The organism is Geodermatophilus sp. SYSU D00815 (assembly GCF_054050035.1).
The window spans coordinates 263,703-279,471 of sequence record NZ_JBJGYO010000002.1 but is presented as its reverse complement, the minus strand read 5'-3'; the positions used below and the strand labels follow the sequence as shown (position 1 = coordinate 279,471).

Below are 15,769 nucleotides of genomic sequence, written 5' to 3'. Positions count from 1 at the left end.
ACGATGAAGGAGTCGAGCCATGATCCCCGCTGCCTTCGACTACGCCCGGCCGACGACGGTCGAGGAAGCCCTGCAGGCCATCGCCGAGGGCGGGGACGACGTCAAGGTCCTCGCCGGCGGGCAGTCGCTCATCCCGGTCATGCGGCTGCGGCTGGCCGCGCCGTCGACCGTGGTGGACCTGGGCCGGGTGAGCGAGCTGCGCGGCGTCCGGGACGACGGCGACGCGATCGTGATCGGCGCGATGACGACGCACTCCGACGTCGTGTCCGACCCGCTGATCGCCGAGCACGCGCCGTTGATCGCCGAGGCGACCGAGACCGTCGCCGACCGGCAGGTGCGCCACCGCGGGACCTTCGGCGGGGCGCTCGTGCACGCCGACCCCGCCGGCGACCTGCCGGCCGTGGCGCTCGCCCTGGACGCCGAGTTCGTGATCGCCGGTCCGGCGGGACGGCGCACGGTGCCGGCGCGGGACTTCTTCGTCGACTACCTCACCACGGCCCTCGAGGAGGGGGAGCTCCTGGTCGAGGTGCGCGTGCCCAAGCTGCAGGGCTCGTGGGGCATGCGCTACGAGAAGTTCAACCGGGTGGCGCAGGCGTGGTCGATCGTCGCGGTCGCCGCGGCGGTCCGGCGGGAGAACGGGACCATCGCCGAGGCCCGCATCGGCCTGACCAACATGGGGTCGACGCCGCTGCGGGCGACCGCCGCGGAGCAGGCCCTGGCCGGGGCCGCGGCGTCGGCGGAGGCGATCGCCGCGGCCGCCGACCGGGCGGCCGAGGGCACCGCGCCCAGCAGCGACCTCAACGCCCAGGCCGACTACCGGCAGCACCTGGCGAAGGTGCTCACGCGCCGGGCGGTCAGCGCGGCCGCCGGGCTGTAGTTTCGCCGGTAGCCGCGCCGGTAGCCGCGCCGGTCGCCGCACCGGTCCGTCCCGTCCCGTCTCGGCCGGCCCGCCCCCTCTCCCGGGGCGGACCGGCCGAGCCGCACCCCTGGAGGTTCGCGTGCAGCTCGAGAACTCGTTCACCGTGCCCGTGCCGATCGACGAGGCCTGGCGGGTGCTGCTCGACATCGAGCGCATCGCGCCCTGCATGCCCGGCGCCGCCCTCGACTCGGTGACCGGCGACGACTTCACCGGCCGGGTGAAGGTCAAGCTCGGCCCGATCAACCTGACCTACCAGGGCAAGGCGTCGTTCATCGAGAAGGACGAGGCGGCGCACAAGGCGGTCATCGACGCGCGCGGCAAGGACCAGCGCGGCAACGGCACCGCGGCCGCCGTCGTCACCGCCCAGCTGCGGGCCGAGGGCGACACCACCCGGGTCGACGTCCTCACCGACCTGAACATCACCGGCCGGCCGGCCCAGTTCGGCCGCGGGGTGATGACCGACGTGGGCAACAAGCTGCTCGGCCAGTTCGCCGACAAGCTCGCCGCGCAGCTCGGCGCCGGCGAGACCGCCCCGGCGCCGTCCGCGGCCACCAGGGCGGCGGCCACCGCCACCGGCGCGGTGGAGGAGATCGCGGCCGCGGCCGAGGGGGCCGCCCAGGACGGGACGGCGACGAAGAAGGCCGCCGCCGCCACCAGGAAGGCGGCGGCGTCGGCCACCGACCGGGTCACCGCCACCAGCACGATCCCGGCCAAGAGCGCGCCGGCGAAGAAGGCGGCCCCGGCCAAGAAGGCGGCCCCCGCGGCGGCCGCCGCCGAGGCCGCGCCTGCCGGCACCGCGCCGGCGGCCACGGAGGGCGCGCCGGTCGCCACGGACACCGCCCCCGCGGCGACCGAGACCGCCCCCGCTGCGACCGAGACCGCCCCGGCGGCGACCGACGCCGCGCCGGCCACCCCCGCGGCCGCGGCACCCAGCGCGCCCAGCGTCCCGGCCGCGGAGGCCACCACGCCGGCGCCCGCCGAGCCGGCGGAGCCGCCGGCCGCCGCACCCGCCGCCGCGGCCGAGCGCACCGTCCCGCAGTCGGAGCCGGAGCCGATCGACCTGCTGGAGGTCGCCGGCGGCGCGGCGATGGCCCGCTACGCCAAGCCGGCCGGGGGGCTGGCGCTGCTCCTGCTGCTCATCTTCCTGGTGGCCCGCCGCCGCCGGTACTGAGGCCGGTACTGAGAGAGGGCCCTCCTGCCCCCGCCGCTCGCGGCGGGAGCAGGAGGGCCGTCGGGCTACAGCCCGGCGAGCCAGGGGAGGACGGCGGCGGCGACCGCGGCGACGTCCTTCTTCAGGGCGTGGTCGCCCGGGACGGCGGCCACGCGGACCCCGGGCGCCGCCGCCCGCACCTCGTCCGGTGAGCCGAACGCGTCGGTCTCCCCCTGCACCACCAGCACCGGCGCGGCGGGCAGCGCCAGCTCGTCGGCGCGGCTCTTCTCCGGCCGGCCCGGCGGGTGCAGCGGGAAGGCGAGCGCGAGGACGCCGGCCGCGCCCTGCCCGGTGGCGGTGCGGCAGGCCACCCGCGCGCCGGCGCTGCGCCCGCCGAGCACGAGCGGCCCGTGCAGCAGGCGGTCGGCGCGCAGCCGGTCGAGCACCGCAGCCCACACGAGGTCCAGGCGCGGCGGCGCCGGCGCGATCCGGCCGCCGGCGACCTTCCACGGCTGCTCGACGCCGAGCACCCGCCAGCCGGCGCCGCCCGCGGCGTCGGTGACCGCGGCGAGGTCGGGGGAGTCGATGCCACCGCCGGCCCCGTGACCGAGGACGAGGGTGCCGCGGGGCGCCCGGGGCGGGTCCCGGCGCAGGACCCGCGCGGGCCCCAGCGGGGTGGCGACCTCCATCAGGCGGGCAGGGCGAGCAGGGCGCCGACCGCGCCCGGAAGGTCGGCGGCGAGCACGTGCGGGGGCTCGTAGACGGCGGGGTAGACCCGCTCGCCGCGCGGGAACCACGCCCCCGTGAGCCCCGCCCGCTGGGCACCCTGCACGTCCCAGCCGTGCGCGGCGACCAGCGCCATCCGCTCCGGCGCGACGTCGCAGACCCCGGCTGCCCACAGGTAGACCCCGCGGTCGGGCTTCCAGGCGCGGATCAGCTCGCTGGACAGGGTCCGCTCCACCAGCGGCGCGACCCCGCCGCGCTCCAGCGCCGCCTCGGCCACGCCCGGCGAGCCGTGGGTCAGCGTGACGGCGCGGACCCCCGCCTCGGCCAGCTGCCGCAGCGCCGGCTCGACGTCGGGGTGCGGCGCCAGCTCCGCGAAGGCGTCGGCGACGCGCACCCGGTCGGTCGGGGCCAGGTCGGTGGCCTGGGCGAGCGCGGTGTCGAAGGCGTCGCGGAAGCGGCACCAGGAGCCGACGGCAGCCGCGGCGAAGCCGGTGAGCAGCGTCCGGGAGAAGACGGCGGGCAGCAGGTGCTCCGGCTGCCCGGCCTCGACCAGCGCCGCGCGCACGGGCGCGAGGTCGAGCAGCGTCTCGTTGACGTCGAAGGCGACGACGTCCGGACGGGGACGCGGCGCCGTCACGGGTGCTGCGGCTCGTCCCGCTCGTCGACCGGGAGGTCGAGCCCGGCGGTGGGCGGCCGGCGGAGCCGGCCGGAGGCCTTGCGCCACACGAACCAGCCGACGGCGACGACGACCACCGCAACGACCACGTAGTCGAGGTACTTCAGGTTCTCCTGCACGAAGTCGCCGGCCGCGACCCCGAGCCCGATCAGCACGCTGTTCCAGATCAGGCTGCCGGCGGCGGTGTAGAGCAGGAACTGCGGCCACGGCATGCGCACCACGCCGGCCGGCACCGACACGAAGCTGCGCACGATCGGCACCATCCGGCCGAAGAACACCGCGGCCCGCCCGTGGCGCTCGAACCACTCGAAGGTCTTGTCGACGTCGGACGTCTCGACCAGCGGGAGCCGGTCGAGGAAGGCGTGCGAGCGGCGCGGGCCGAGGGCGCGGCCCACCGAGTACAGGACCACCGCGCCGACCAGCGAGCCCAGGGTGGCGAAGAGCACCACCGGGACGACGCTCATCCGGCCGTCGTTGATCAGCACCCCGGCCGCGCCCAGCACGGCCTCGCTGGGGATCGGCGGGATGACCGTCTCGATCAGGATGGTGAGGCCGACGCCCACCGGGCCCAGCTTCTCGACGAGTTCGAGGAGGAAGCCGGTGATGCCCCCCTGGTCGGCGGCAGCGGCGGCGAGGGTCGACACGGGATCCCACCGTACGTGAGGGAGGTGGGCGGAGCCGGTGACCTCTAGCGTTCGGGCATGCAGCGTTTCCGAGCCCGCGCCGTCGTCGTGGGCGACCGCGCCGGCACCGTCGTCCCCGATGCCGTGCTCGACGTCGCCGACGGCGAGATCCGCTGGGTCGGCCCGGCCGCCGACGCGCCGCCGGCGCCCGACGCCGATCCCGTGGAGCTGCCGGGTGTGCTGATGCCGGGGCTGGTCAACAGCCACTCGCACGCGCCGATGGTGCTCTTCCGCGGCCAGGCGGAGGGCCTGCCGCTGGACCGCTGGCTGCGCGAGGTGATCTGGCCGCGGGAGGCCCGCCTCACCGGGGACGACGTCGAGGTCGCGATGACCGCGGCCTCGGCGGAGATGCTCCGCAACGGCGTCACCACCAGCGTCGAGATGTACTTCCACCCCGAGCGGATCGCCGCGGCGGTGACCGCGACCGGCGCCCGGGCGGTGATCGCCTCCCCGCTGCTGCCGCTGCCGGGGATGCCCCCGCTGGAGGACCAGCTTCGCGACGCCGTCGCCCTGGCCTCCGCCACGCCCACCGGCGGCACCGTCGAGTACGGGCTGGGCCCGCACGCGGCCTACACGCTCCCGCTGCCCGTCCTGGCCAAGGCGGCCGCCGCCGCCCGCGAGCACGGGCTGCTGCTGCACCTGCACGTCGCCGAGACCGCCACCGAGGGCGACGAGCTGCTCGCCCGCCACGGGCTGTCGGTGCCCGCCCTGCTGGCCGCGCACGACGTCCTCGGCGGCCGGGTGCTGGCCGCCCACTGCGTGCACATGGACGACGGCGACCTCGAGCTGTGGCAGGAGTACGACGTCGCCGTGGCGCACTGCCCGGCCAGCAACGCCAAGCTGGCCAGCGGGGTCGCGCGGCTCACCGACATGCTCGACCGCGGGATCCGCGTCGGGCTCGGCACCGACGGCCCGGCGTCCAACGACGGGCTGGACCTGCTCGCCGACGCGCGGCTGGCCGCGTCGCTGGCCCGGCTGGCCGCGGGGGACGCGACCGCGCTGTCGGCGGCGGAGGCGCTGTGGCTGGCCACCGGCGCCGCGGCCGACGCGATCGGCCGCCCCGACCTCGGCCGGCTCACCCCCGGCCGGCAGGCCGACCTCGTGCACGTGGACACCCGCAGCCTGCTGTTCGAGCCGGTGGGCGACGTCGAGGACGTGCTGACCCACCTGGTCTGGTCGGGCGCCTCGCGGCTGGTGCGCGACACCTGGGTGGCCGGCCGCCAGGTGGTGCGCGACGGTGTGTGCACCACGGTGGACGCCGAGGCCCTGCGCGCCGACGTCGCCCAGCGCGCCGCGCGCCTGAGCGGGCGGTAGACGACCCCGGGGTGACGCCGACGCGGGACCCGGAGGGTCCCCGGCGGTGCCACGTCAGCGGTTCGGCTCAGGTCGGGGACGGCTGCTGGCCGCGGTGCGACCCGGAGGGTCGCCAGGTCAGGGTCGCAGCGAGATCGTGTCGCCGCGGTGGACCGTGCGGAGCTCGCCGGGCAGCCGCCGCCGGGCCACCTCGGAGACGAAGTCGCCCAGGGGTGACCTGAAGCGGTCGTAGTCGTCGAAGTGCACCGGCACGGTGACCGGGGGCTCGAGCAGCTCGACCAGGTCGGCGCCCTGGCGGCCGTCCATCGTCACGGTGACGCCGAGCGCCTTCGTGCCGCCGAGGTGGGGGATGACGACGTCGAGCGGTCCGCACCGCTGGAGCACCTCGCCCAGCCACGGGCGGAAGATCGTGTCGCCGCTGATGTAGCCCCGCCAGCCGACCTGCCCGTCGGTGACCAGCTCCAGCACGCTGCCCATCACCGGCGGCAGCACCTTCGCCATCGGCCCGGGGCCGTGCACCCCGGGCGCGGAGGTGATCCGCAGCGTCCGGCCGTCGCGGGTGAACTCGTGGGTCTGCCAGGGCCGCAGGTCGGCCGTCTCGGAGAACCCGCGGCGGGCCAGCGCCCGCGCGGCGGCCGGGGTGGTGAGCACCGGCAGCGACTTCGGCAGCGAGCGGGTGGCGATGCGGTCCCAGTGGTCGGCGTGCAGGTGGGAGAGCACGATCCCGTCGAGCGCCGGCAGCTGGGTCGGCTGCAGCGCCGGCTCGGTCAGCCGCTTGGCCCACAACCCCTTGCCCAGGTAGGCCCGCTGCCCGCGGTGCAGGAAGTTGGGGTCGGTGAGCAGCGTGAACGGCCCGATGCGCAGCAGCATCGTCGCGTTGCCGCCGAAGGTCATCGTGACGTCGTCCGCAGCGGGGGGCATGCGCCTGCGGCTACCCCCGGGCGGGATCTGCACACCCGTCGCGACCGGCTGCCGAGGACGACCACGGTGCAGATCTCGCCGGGAGATCGGTAGCCGTGCTCACGATCTCTTCCCGTTCCCCCGGAGGCGGCTGGTAGACAAGGGGGCGTGTCCGGGCGAACAGTCGACGAATCCTTCCTGGCGCTGCCGCTGTCCGCGCTCACCGACGCGGCGCTGACCCGTGCCGTGGACCTCGGGTGCGAGCACGCCGACATCCGCGTCGAGCGCATCCGCACGCAGGTCATCAGCCTGCGCGACGCGCGGCTGGAGTCGCTCACCGACGGCGAGGACCTCGGCCTGGCCGTCCGCGTCGTACACGAGGGGACGTGGGGCTTCGCCGCGGGCGTCGTGCTCACCGCGGCCGAGGCGGTGCGGCTGGCCGAGGAGGCCGTCGCCGTCGCCAAGGTGTCCGCGGCGATCAACACCGACCCGGTCGAGCTGGCCCCCGAGCCGGTCCACCCCGACGGGCAGTGGGTGTCCGACTACGCCGTCGACCCGTTCGAGGTCCCCGACGCCGACAAGACCGGCCTGCTCACCGAGCTGTCCGAGCAGCTGCTCGCCGCCGACGGCGTGGAGCACGTGCAGTCGTCCTGCATGCACGTCAAGGAGCAGAAGTACTACGCCGACACCGCCGGCACCCGCACCCGCCAGCAGCGGGTGCGCATCCACCCCGAGTTCACCGCGCTGACCGTCGACCGGGCCACCGGCGCGTTCGAGACCATGCGGACCCTGGCCCCGCCGGTCGGCCGCGGCTGGGAGTACCTCACCGGCAGCGGCTGGGACTGGCGCGGCGAGCTGGCCGAGATCCCCGAGCTGCTCATGGAGAAGACCAAGGCGCCGTCGGTCGAGCCGGGCCGCTACGACCTGGTCATCGACCCGTCGAACCTGTTCCTCACCATCCACGAGTCGATCGGCCACGCCACCGAGCTCGACCGGGCGCTCGGCTACGAGGCCGCCTACGCCGGCACGAGCTTCGCCACCGTCGACAAGCTCGGCACGCTGCAGTACGGCTCGCCGCTGATGAACGTGACCGGCGACCGCAGCGCGCCGCACGGCCTGTCCACCGTCGGCTGGGACGACGAGGGCGTCGCCGCCCAGCAGTGGGACATCATCAGGGACGGCGTCCTGGTCGGCTACCAGGTCGACCGGAACATGGCCCGGCTGCGCGGGATGCCGCGCTCCAACGGCTGCGCCTTCGCCGACAGCCCCGCGCACACCCCCGTGCAGCGCATGCCCAACGTCTCGCTGCAGCCGGCGCCGGGCGGCCCCTCGACCGAGGAGATCATCGCCGGGGTGGACCGCGGCATCTTCGTCGTCGGCGACAAGAGCTGGTCGATCGACATGCAGCGCTACAACTTCCAGTTCACCGGCCAGCGCTTCTACCGGATCGAGAACGGCCGGCTGGCCGGTCAGCTGCGCGACGTCGCCTACCAGGCGACGACGACGGACTTCTGGGGCGCGATGTCGGTCGTCGGCGGCCCGCAGACCTACGTGCTCGGCGGGGCCATGAACTGCGGCAAGGCCCAGCCGGGGCAGACCGCGCCGGTCAGCCACGGCTGCCCCTCGGCGCGCTTCGACCAGGTGAACATCCTCAACACCGTGCAGGAGGCCGGGCGATGACGACGCTGACGCCGCAGGAGGTCGTGGAGAAGGCGCTGGCCGCCTCGACCGCCGACGGGCAGGTCACCTTCGTCGTCGAGAGCTCCGAGGCCAACCTGCGGTGGGCGAGCAACAGCCTGACCACCAACGGCTCGATGCGCTCCCGCCAGGTCGTCGTCGTCTCGTTCGTCGACGGCGGTGCGGGCATGGCCACCGGCACGGTCGCGCGCACCGGTAACCCGGACGTCGCCGCCCTGGTCGCCGCCAGCGAGCAGGCGGCCCGCGACGCCGGCCCGGCCGAGGACGCCGTCCCGCTGATCGGCCCCGACGGCACGGCCCCGCCCGGCTCGGGCGACTGGGCCGCCGACCCGGCGGAGACCTCGATCGCGGTGTTCGCCGACTTCGCCCCCGCGCTGGGCGAGGCGTTCGGCGCGGCGAAGAGCCGCGAGGAGCTGCTGTTCGGCTTCGCCGAGCACCGGATGTCCACCACCTACCTCGGCAGCTCGACCGGCCTGCGACTGCGCCACGACCAGCCCACGGGCCGGGTCGAGCTCAACGGCAAGAGCCGCGACTTCGCCCGCTCGGTGTGGGCCGGCACGGGCACCCGCGACTTCACCGACGTGGTGGTGCCCGACCTCGCCGCCCAGGTCGAGCAGAAGCTCGCCTGGTCGCGGCGCCGGGTCGAGCTGCCGGCCGGCCGCTACGAGACGCTGCTGCCGCCGTCGGCGGTGAGCGACCTGTTCATCTACGCCTACTGGACGATGCAGGCCCGCGACGCCGACGAGGGCCGCAACGTCTACGCCAAGGCCGGCGGCGGCAACCGGATCGGCGAGCGCCTGGCCGCGCTGCCGCTGACCCTGCGCAGCGACCCCGCCGCGCCCGGGCTGGAGTCGGCGCCGTTCCAGGTGGTGGCGTCGTCGTCGAGCACCGCCTCGGTGTTCGACAACGGCATGGCCACCCCGGCGGTCGACTGGATCCGCGACGGCGTCCTGGCCAACCTGATCCGGCCGCGGGCGTGGGCGCTGAAGACGACGGCACCGGCCGTCGGCGCCGTCGACAACCTGATCCTCGAGGACCCGACGGCGACCGCCACCCTCGACGACATGGTGGCCGGCACCGAGCGCGGGCTGCTGCTCACCACGCTCTGGTACATCCGAGAGGTCGACCCGCAGACGCTCCTGCTCACCGGCCTCACCCGCGACGGCGTCTTCCTCGTCGAGGGCGGCGAGGTCACCGGGGCGGTGAACAACTTCCGGTTCAACGAGTCGCCGATCGACCTGCTGGCCCGCGTCACCCAGGCCGGCCGCACCGAGCGGACGCTGCCGCGGGAGTGGAACGACTGGTTCACCCGGGCGGCGATGGCGCCGCTGCGGGTGCCGGACTTCAACATGAGCAGCGTCAGCCCCGCCAGCTGACGGCCGGAGCCTCGCCCGGCTGTCGGAATGTGACAACGGGTGATCTCCGAACACGCCGCACTACCCAGATAGTGCCGGAAGTACTCCCATCGAGCGTATTTGCGTTGTTACGCTGCGCTCACTGCACTGAACGCACCCGCTCAAGCACGCGGTGTGATGCGCCGATGGAGACGCTGCGGTGCAGAGGCACGCTGCACGCCCGGCCCTGGAGAGGCGCGGGCCGTCGAGGGGGGAGGCTCCCATGAGCCGGAGTCGTAAGCCGTCCGTCTTCCAGATCGGCAAGATCCGTGACGACGGTCGCACCGTGGTCATCTCGGGGTGGGGTCTGGGCCTGTGCGCCGCGGCCTGCACCTGCCACCGCCACCCGATGGCGGGGCACCTCGCCATCGCCGAGGACCAGGACGGCGGCACGCTCGGCCTGGTCAGCTTCGCCGACGGCGGCTGCGACTGCTGCGAGCCGTGGACGGCGGAGGAGCTCTCCGGCGTGCTGCGCGACTTCGAGACCCTCTCCCGCCTCGACGCCCAGGAGCCCCTCGCCGGCTGAGGACGGGCCCCCCTGCCCCCGGTGCGCCGCGCAGGGGGGCCTTTACCCTCCCCGCCCGCCGGGTAGGGGCATCCCATGCTGGGACGAGCCGCGCTCCGCGGCGCACTGGCCGGGCTGGCCGGCACAGCCGCCATGACGCTCGCCGAGCAGGTCGAGCAGCGCGCCACCCACCGGCCCGACTCCTACGTGCCGGCGCGCACCCTCACCGCGCTGGTCACCCGCCGCCGGCTGCCCGGCACCGCCCGCCCGCCGGTGCGCAACCACCTCATGCACTGGGGCACCGGCGCCGCCGTCGGCGCCCTCCGCGGCGTCTGGGCCGCCTCGGGCCTGCGCGGCTGGCGCGCCTCCGCCTGGCACACCTCGGTCCGGCTCGCCACCGACCAGACCCTCGAGAACGCCACCGGTGTGGGCTCGCCGCCCTGGACGTGGTCCGGCCGCGACCAGGCGGTCGACCTGGCCGGCAAGGCCGTCTACTCCTTCGTCACCGGGGCCGTGGCCGACCGGCTGGTCCCCCTCGCCCCCGACCGGCGCCACCTCCGCCCGGGCCGCAGCCGCCCGACCTGGTGACGTGCGGGGCGGGGGGACGCTCCTGGGACGGCTGTGACGCACGGGACCGGCCCCAAGGGTTGACCAGCGCGCCCTCCCCTACTTGTCGACACCGGTTCCCTACCGTCCGTATCGGCTCGCGAGAGGACGCCGTCCCTTCCCCGGACGCGGTCGCGGTCACGGGACGGAGGCGACGGTGCAGCCCACGAGGACGACGACCCGCCGGGTGAGGCGCGCGGTCCTGGTGCTCGCCGTGACGCTGACCGCCTCCCTCGGCGGCACGCTCACCCCTCCCGCGGCGATCGCCGCGCCGGGCAGCGCGGCCGAGGCGGCCGAGCTGGTGGCCCAGGCCGGTGCCCGGCTCGCCGAGGTGGACGAGCAGGTCCACCAGGCCGGGCTCACCGTCGCCGCGCAGCAGCAGGCCGCCCAGGCCGCCGCCGCGCAGGCCGCCGCCGCGCAGGCCGCGGTCGACGCCTTCGAGCCCCAGCTGCGGGCCATCGCGCAGAGCGGCTACACCGGCGCGCAGTCCAGCCTGGCCGCCTTCCTCACCAGCGAGTCGGCCAGCGAGCTGGTGGCCCAGATGACCACGCTGGACATGGTCGCCAGCCACGTCGAGTCGGTGATCCAGGCCGCCGCCGCCGCCCAGCGGGCCGCCGACGAGGCCCGGACCGCCGCCGACCAGGCCGCCGCGCAGGCGCAGGCCTCGCTGACCCAGCTGCAGGAGCAGCAGGCGCAGCTGCAGCAGCAGGTCGAGCAGTACCAGGCCGACTTCGCCCGGCTCTCCGCCACCGAGCAGGCACGGGTCACCGCCACCCTGGCCGGCCCGACGCTCGCCGCCCCCGACACCGCCAGCGTCGTCGAGGCGGCCCCCAGCGAGGTCGTCGCGACGGCGATCCGGGCCGCGCTGGCCCAGGTGGGCAAGCCCTACGTCTACGGCGCCGCGGGCCCGGACGGCTTCGACTGCTCCGGCCTGACGATGTACGCCTACGCCGCCGCGGGTGTCAGCCTGCCCCACTCCAGCGCCGCGCAGTCGCGACTGGGGGTCGCCGTCTCCCGCTCGGAGCTGCAGCCCGGCGACCTCGTCTACTTCTACTCGCCGGTGAGCCACGTGGGTCTCTACATCGGCGGCGGCAAGATGGTGCACGCCCGCACCTACGGCCAGCCGGTCGCCGTCACCAGCGTGGACATGCGCGGCTACGCCGGCGCCCGCCGCGTCGTCTGACGCCGTCCGCCCCGCCGGCCACGATCAGCTGACCTGATCGTGCGAGTTCCTCCCCCACGTCCGGACGTGGGGGAGGAACCGCTGGGACCAGGTGGGCTGATCGTGGCTCAGACGGCTTCGGCGTCGTCGGCCAGGTCGACCAGGCCCTCCGCCAGCGCCCGCGCCAGGTGTGCCGGGAGCACCAGCGACAGGTCCCGGTCGTGGTCGGCGGTGCCCTCGAAGCCGTACGTGAGATCCAGCTGCACCAGCCCCTGCCGGCGGCCGTCGACGACCTGGACGCTGTCGGCCACGCGGGCCTGCAGCCGCTTGACCGCCCGCGGCAGGTCGTAGAGCGCGTCGACGCCGACCACCAGCACACCGCCGCCGTGCCGCGACCACGGCGCTCCCCCGGCGATCGCCTCCCGGTGCCCGTCGCACAGCGCCCAGGACGCCGTCCCACCGGGGACGGACGACGGGGTACCGGGACGACCGCAGCGCAGCACCTGGCAGCTCATGCGGGGCAGGTTCGCTGGCGCGCCCGCCCTGGCGCCAGCACCCGCGCCGCCGGGGCCCGCGCGGGGCGACCCGGCCGTCCCAGGGGTCCCACCAGGCGGCGACGGCAACGCGACCGACCGGGCTCCCGGGTCTCAGTGGATCGTGCGGCCCCCGGCCAGCATCTCCACCAGGGCGGCGATCCGCTTCGCCCGGGTCGCCGGCGTCGTCGCCGTGTGCACCCGCCAGAGGACGGCGTAGCGGTTGGCGCCGTCCAGCCCGGCGAAGAACTGCTCCGCCCGCGGCTCGGCCGCCAGCGCCGCCGCCAGGTCGTCGGGCACGGTGATGGTGGCCGGGCCGGCGTAGGCGCGGTCCCAGCGGCCGTCGGCCTGCGCGGCCTCCACCGCGGCCAGGCCCGCCGGGCGCATCCGGCCGGCCTCGATCAGCCGCCCGACCCAGTCGACGTTCTTCTTCGACCACAGGCTCTTCGCCCGCCGCGGGGTGACGCGGATCGTGTAGTGGTGGTCGTCGAGCCGGTTGGCGCGGCCGTCGATCCAGCCGAAGCACAGCAGCGACTCGACCAGCTCCTGCTGCGTCAGCGTCGGCTCGGGCGCGCCCTTCTTCGCGATCACCACGTAGGCGCCCGGCGAGCGCTCGTGCTCGGCCTCGAGCCACTTCTCGAAGGTCTCCTGGTCGGCGAACCGGTGGACCGGCAGGTCGGAGGGGGTGGTCACGGGGGCATCCTGTTTCACGACCGGGGTCGGGGGCTACCGCCGACCGGGTGGGAAGGCGACGGATGCCCGGGCCGAGCGCGGTCTGGCTGGTGCGGCACGGCGAGAGCGTGGGCAACCTCGCCGACGCGCACGCCCACGAGCAGGGCAGCGGCCGGCTCGACCTCGACGTCCGCGATCCCGACGTCCCGCTGTCCGGCACCGGCCGCGACCAGGCCCGCGCGCTCGGGCGCTGGCTGGCCGGACTGCCGCCCGAGCAGCGGCCGACCGCCGTCCTCAGCTCGCCCTACGAGCGGGCCCGGACGACGGCGGAGCTCGTCGCCGCACCCCTGGACCTCCCGCTGCGCACCGACGAGCGGCTGCGCGAGCGCGACCTGGGCGCGTTCGACGGGATGACCGGCGCCGGGATCCGCGCGGAGTACCCGGACGAGGCGCGCCGCCGCGACCTGCTGGGCAAGTTCTACTACCGGCCGCCGGGCGGCGAGAGCTGGGCCGACGTCGCCCTGCGGGTGCGCAGCCTGCTCGCCACCGAGGCGCTGCGGCACGACGGCGAGCGCCTGCTGCTGGTCGCCCACCAGGCCGTGGTCATGGTGTTCCGGTACGTGCTGGAGGGCCTCACCGAGCAGCAGGTGCTGGACATCGACCGGGCCGAGCGGGTCGCCAACACCTCCGTCACCCGGTACGAGGCCGCGGGCGGCGAGCTGCGCCTGGTCGCGTTCAACACCGTCGAGCACCTCGCCGCCCAGGACGAGGACGTCACCGAGGAGCCGCATGCCGCCGAGCAGGCCTGACCCCACGCCGATCACCCCGCCGCTGCTGCGGGAGTGGTCGCTGCCCGAGCCGACGGGCGGCAAGAACTCCCGCGGCTCGATCCTGGTGATCGGCGGCAGCAGCGAGACCCTCGGCGCCGTGCTGCTCGCCGCGGAGGCCGCGCTGCGCGCCGGTGCCGGCAAGCTGCAGGTGGCCACCGCCGAGTCGGTCGCCCCCTACGCGGCCACCGCGCTGCCCGAGGCGCTGGTGCGGGCGCTGCCGCAGAGCGACGCCGGGGCGATCCGGGCCGAGGCGGCCGACGTGGTCCGCGAGCTCGCCGAGTCCGCCGACGCCGTCCTGATCGGCCCGGGCATGACCGACGTCGAGGAGACGCAGGGCTTCGGCGACCGGCTGCTGCCGCACCTGCGCGGGCCGGTCGCCCTCGACGCGCTCGGGCTGGCCAGCGTCACGGCCGACGCCTCGTGCCTCGAGCACCTCCACGCCAACGTGGTGCTGACCCCGAACCCGTCCGAGCTCGCCATCGCGCTGCACGCCGACGAGGGCCAGGTCGAGGACGACCCGGCCGGCGCCACCCTCGAGCTCGCCGCCCGCGCCCGCGCCGCCGTCGGTCTGGGCGGCGCGACGTCGTGGGTCGCCTCGCCCGACGGCGAGCTGTGGCGCGACGACAGCGGCGGCGCCGGGCTCGGCGTCTCGGGCTCCGGCGACGTCCGCGCCGGCATCGTCGCCGGGCTGCTCGCCCGCGGCGCCGACCCGGTGCAGGCCGCCGTCTGGGGCTCGCACCTGCACGGCCGGGCGGGGGAGCGGCTGGCGGCCACGATCGGCCGCCTGGGCTTCCTCGCCCGCGAGCTGCCGCGCCAGGTGCCCGCGGTGATCGACGAGATCTCGATCTAGGAGGACGCCGTCCTCCTCACCCTCGCAGGCTCGGGGCGGGCCCCCGGACGGGGCCGCCGATCAGACCTCCCCCCGGAGGATCTCGGCGGCCTGGGCCAGCGAGCGCATCTTGCCGGCCGCCGACGCGCGCGGCAGGTACTTCAGCCCGCAGTCGCTGGAGAGCACCAGCTTGTCGACGTCGACGTCGTCCAGGGCCCGCCGCACGCGGTCGGCGATCACCTCGGGCGTCTCCACCTCCGGGGTGGACAGGTCGAGGACGCCGAGCGCGATCCCCTTGCCCCGCAGCGGCCGCAGCGTCGCCGGGTCGAGGTGCGACTGCGCCGTCTCCACCGAGATCGCGTCGGCCGGGGTGTCGGCCAGCTCGGGCAGGAACGAGTAGCCCTCGGGGCGTTCGGACACCATCGCCGCGTAGCCGAAGCACAGGTGCAGGTGCACCGGGCCGGGCGCGCCCTCGAGCGCGCGGGTGACCGCCTCGGCGCCGTACTTGCGGGCGACCTCGGGGCGGGCCTGCAGCCACGGCTCGTCGATCTGCACCAGGTCGGCACCGGCGGCGAAGAGGTCGGCGATCTCCTCGCGGACGACGTCGGCGTAGGCCAGGGCCAGCGCGCGGTCGTCGCCGTAGTGGTCGTCCTGCGCCTGCTGCGCCATCGTGAACGGCCCCGGAACGGTGATCTTGATCGTCCGGTCGGTGTGCGCCCGCAGGAACTCGACGTCGCGCACCTGGATCGGGGCCGGCCGGCGGATCTCACCGGTCACCCGGGGCACCGGGATCTCCTTGCCCGACCGGTTGAGCACGGAGCCGGGGTGGTCCAGGTCGATGCCCTCGAGCGCGGTGGCGAAGTGGTTGGAGTAGGACTCCCGGCGGATCTCGCCGTCGGTGAGGATGTCGAGCCCCGCCTCCTCCTGCGACCGGATGGCGGCCAGCGTGGCGTCGTCCTGCGCCTCCTCGAGCAGCTCCGGCGGGATCCGCCACAGCTCCTTGGCGCGCACCCGGGGCGGGAACTGGTGGGCGAGCCGGTCGCGGTCGATCAGCCAGTCCGGTTGCGGCAGGCTCCCGACGATCGACGTGGGCAGCTTCGGCAGCGGTCTCGGCATGGGCCCATCCTGCCGCGCCATCCCCTCGCGCCGGGGGGCCGCCTCTGCCACGGTGG

At 75.7% G+C, this 15,769-nt stretch carries 17 protein-coding genes; 10 read left to right on the top strand and 7 right to left on the bottom strand.

From position 1 onward, the window contains the following. The first annotated feature begins 19 nt into the window (after positions 1-19). On the top strand, positions 20-877 hold the full coding sequence (locus tag ACI78S_RS04000; protein WP_456970916.1) for an FAD binding domain-containing protein: 858 nt from the start codon (positions 20-22) through the stop codon (positions 875-877). A 121-nt stretch (positions 878-998) separates the two neighbouring features. Then, positions 999-2,090, top strand: coding sequence for an SRPBCC family protein (locus ACI78S_RS03995; RefSeq protein WP_456970915.1), 1,092 nt, complete (start codon positions 999-1,001; stop codon positions 2,088-2,090). A gap of 65 nt (positions 2,091-2,155) precedes the next feature. Here the strand turns inward: ACI78S_RS03995 and ACI78S_RS03990 are convergent, their stop codons facing one another. The 3 genes from ACI78S_RS03990 to ACI78S_RS03980 are packed head-to-tail and all read right to left on the bottom strand — an operon-like array spanning position 2,156 to position 4,115. Beyond that, positions 2,156-2,758 carry an alpha/beta hydrolase family protein gene (locus ACI78S_RS03990; RefSeq protein ID WP_456970914.1) on the bottom strand — a complete coding sequence of 201 codons (603 nt, stop codon included), beginning with the start codon at positions 2,756-2,758 and terminating at the stop codon, positions 2,156-2,158. Next, positions 2,758-3,432, bottom strand: a complete 675-nt coding sequence (locus ACI78S_RS03985) for an HAD-IA family hydrolase (RefSeq protein ID WP_456970913.1) — start codon at positions 3,430-3,432, stop codon at positions 2,758-2,760. Before ACI78S_RS03985 ends, ACI78S_RS03990 begins: the two co-directional genes overlap by 1 nt. Then, complete coding sequence (locus tag ACI78S_RS03980; RefSeq protein ID WP_456970912.1) at positions 3,429-4,115, bottom strand: DedA family protein; 687 nt, start codon at positions 4,113-4,115, stop codon at positions 3,429-3,431. Before ACI78S_RS03980 ends, ACI78S_RS03985 begins: the two co-directional genes overlap by 4 nt. 57 nt (positions 4,116-4,172) lie before the next feature. Here ACI78S_RS03980 and ACI78S_RS03975 point away from each other — a divergent pair, with 57 nt between their 5' ends. Beyond that, the gene (locus ACI78S_RS03975) at positions 4,173-5,468 is read left to right on the top strand and encodes an amidohydrolase family protein (protein ID WP_456970911.1); all 1,296 of its coding nucleotides are present in this window, start codon (positions 4,173-4,175) and stop codon (positions 5,466-5,468) included. Between the two features lie 117 nt (positions 5,469-5,585). Here the strand turns inward: ACI78S_RS03975 and ACI78S_RS03970 are convergent, their stop codons facing one another. Then, complete coding sequence (locus ACI78S_RS03970) at positions 5,586-6,389, bottom strand: MBL fold metallo-hydrolase (protein WP_456970910.1); 804 nt, start codon at positions 6,387-6,389, stop codon at positions 5,586-5,588. 147 nt (positions 6,390-6,536) lie between these two features. Between ACI78S_RS03970 and ACI78S_RS03965 the strand changes: the two genes are divergently transcribed. From ACI78S_RS03965 to ACI78S_RS03945, 5 genes are all read left to right on the top strand, one after another. Next, positions 6,537-8,048 carry a TldD/PmbA family protein gene (locus ACI78S_RS03965; protein WP_456970909.1) on the top strand — a complete coding sequence of 504 codons (1,512 nt, stop codon included), beginning with the start codon at positions 6,537-6,539 and terminating at the stop codon, positions 8,046-8,048. Continuing rightward, complete coding sequence (locus ACI78S_RS03960; protein ID WP_456970908.1) at positions 8,045-9,442, top strand: metallopeptidase TldD-related protein; 1,398 nt, start codon at positions 8,045-8,047, stop codon at positions 9,440-9,442. Before ACI78S_RS03965 ends, ACI78S_RS03960 begins: the two co-directional genes overlap by 4 nt. Before the next feature lie 241 nt (positions 9,443-9,683). Beyond that, positions 9,684-9,986 (top strand): hypothetical protein, encoded by a 303-nt coding sequence (locus ACI78S_RS03955; RefSeq protein ID WP_456970907.1) that lies wholly within the window; start codon positions 9,684-9,686, stop codon positions 9,984-9,986. 75 nt (positions 9,987-10,061) lie between these two features. Further along, complete coding sequence (locus ACI78S_RS03950; protein WP_456970906.1) at positions 10,062-10,553, top strand: hypothetical protein; 492 nt, start codon at positions 10,062-10,064, stop codon at positions 10,551-10,553. 205 nt (positions 10,554-10,758) lie between these two features. Beyond that, positions 10,759-11,754 carry a C40 family peptidase gene (locus ACI78S_RS03945; protein WP_456970905.1) on the top strand — a complete coding sequence of 332 codons (996 nt, stop codon included), beginning with the start codon at positions 10,759-10,761 and terminating at the stop codon, positions 11,752-11,754. 107 nt (positions 11,755-11,861) lie between these two features. On the opposite strand, the gene ACI78S_RS03940 is transcribed toward ACI78S_RS03945, so the two are convergent. Next, positions 11,862-12,248 carry a hypothetical protein gene (locus ACI78S_RS03940; protein WP_456970904.1) on the bottom strand — a complete coding sequence of 129 codons (387 nt, stop codon included), beginning with the start codon at positions 12,246-12,248 and terminating at the stop codon, positions 11,862-11,864. Between the two features lie 132 nt (positions 12,249-12,380). Beyond that, positions 12,381-12,959, bottom strand: a complete 579-nt coding sequence (locus ACI78S_RS03935; RefSeq protein WP_456970903.1) for a YdeI/OmpD-associated family protein — start codon at positions 12,957-12,959, stop codon at positions 12,381-12,383. Between the two features lie 62 nt (positions 12,960-13,021). On the opposite strand from ACI78S_RS03935, the gene ACI78S_RS03930 reads away from it, so the two are divergent. Both ACI78S_RS03930 and ACI78S_RS03925 read left to right on the top strand, forming a co-directional pair. Beyond that, complete coding sequence (locus tag ACI78S_RS03930) at positions 13,022-13,747, top strand: histidine phosphatase family protein (RefSeq protein WP_456970902.1); 726 nt, start codon at positions 13,022-13,024, stop codon at positions 13,745-13,747. Continuing rightward, positions 13,728-14,618, top strand: a complete 891-nt coding sequence (locus ACI78S_RS03925) for an NAD(P)H-hydrate dehydratase (RefSeq protein ID WP_456970901.1) — start codon at positions 13,728-13,730, stop codon at positions 14,616-14,618. Before ACI78S_RS03930 ends, ACI78S_RS03925 begins: the two co-directional genes overlap by 20 nt. Positions 14,619-14,678: 60 nt before the next feature. Here the strand turns inward: ACI78S_RS03925 and ACI78S_RS03920 are convergent, their stop codons facing one another. Then, a complete protein-coding gene (locus tag ACI78S_RS03920) occupies positions 14,679-15,713 on the bottom strand; it encodes a uroporphyrinogen decarboxylase family protein (RefSeq protein ID WP_456970900.1) in 1,035 nt (344 codons plus the stop codon). Positions 15,714-15,769 lie beyond the last annotated feature (56 nt).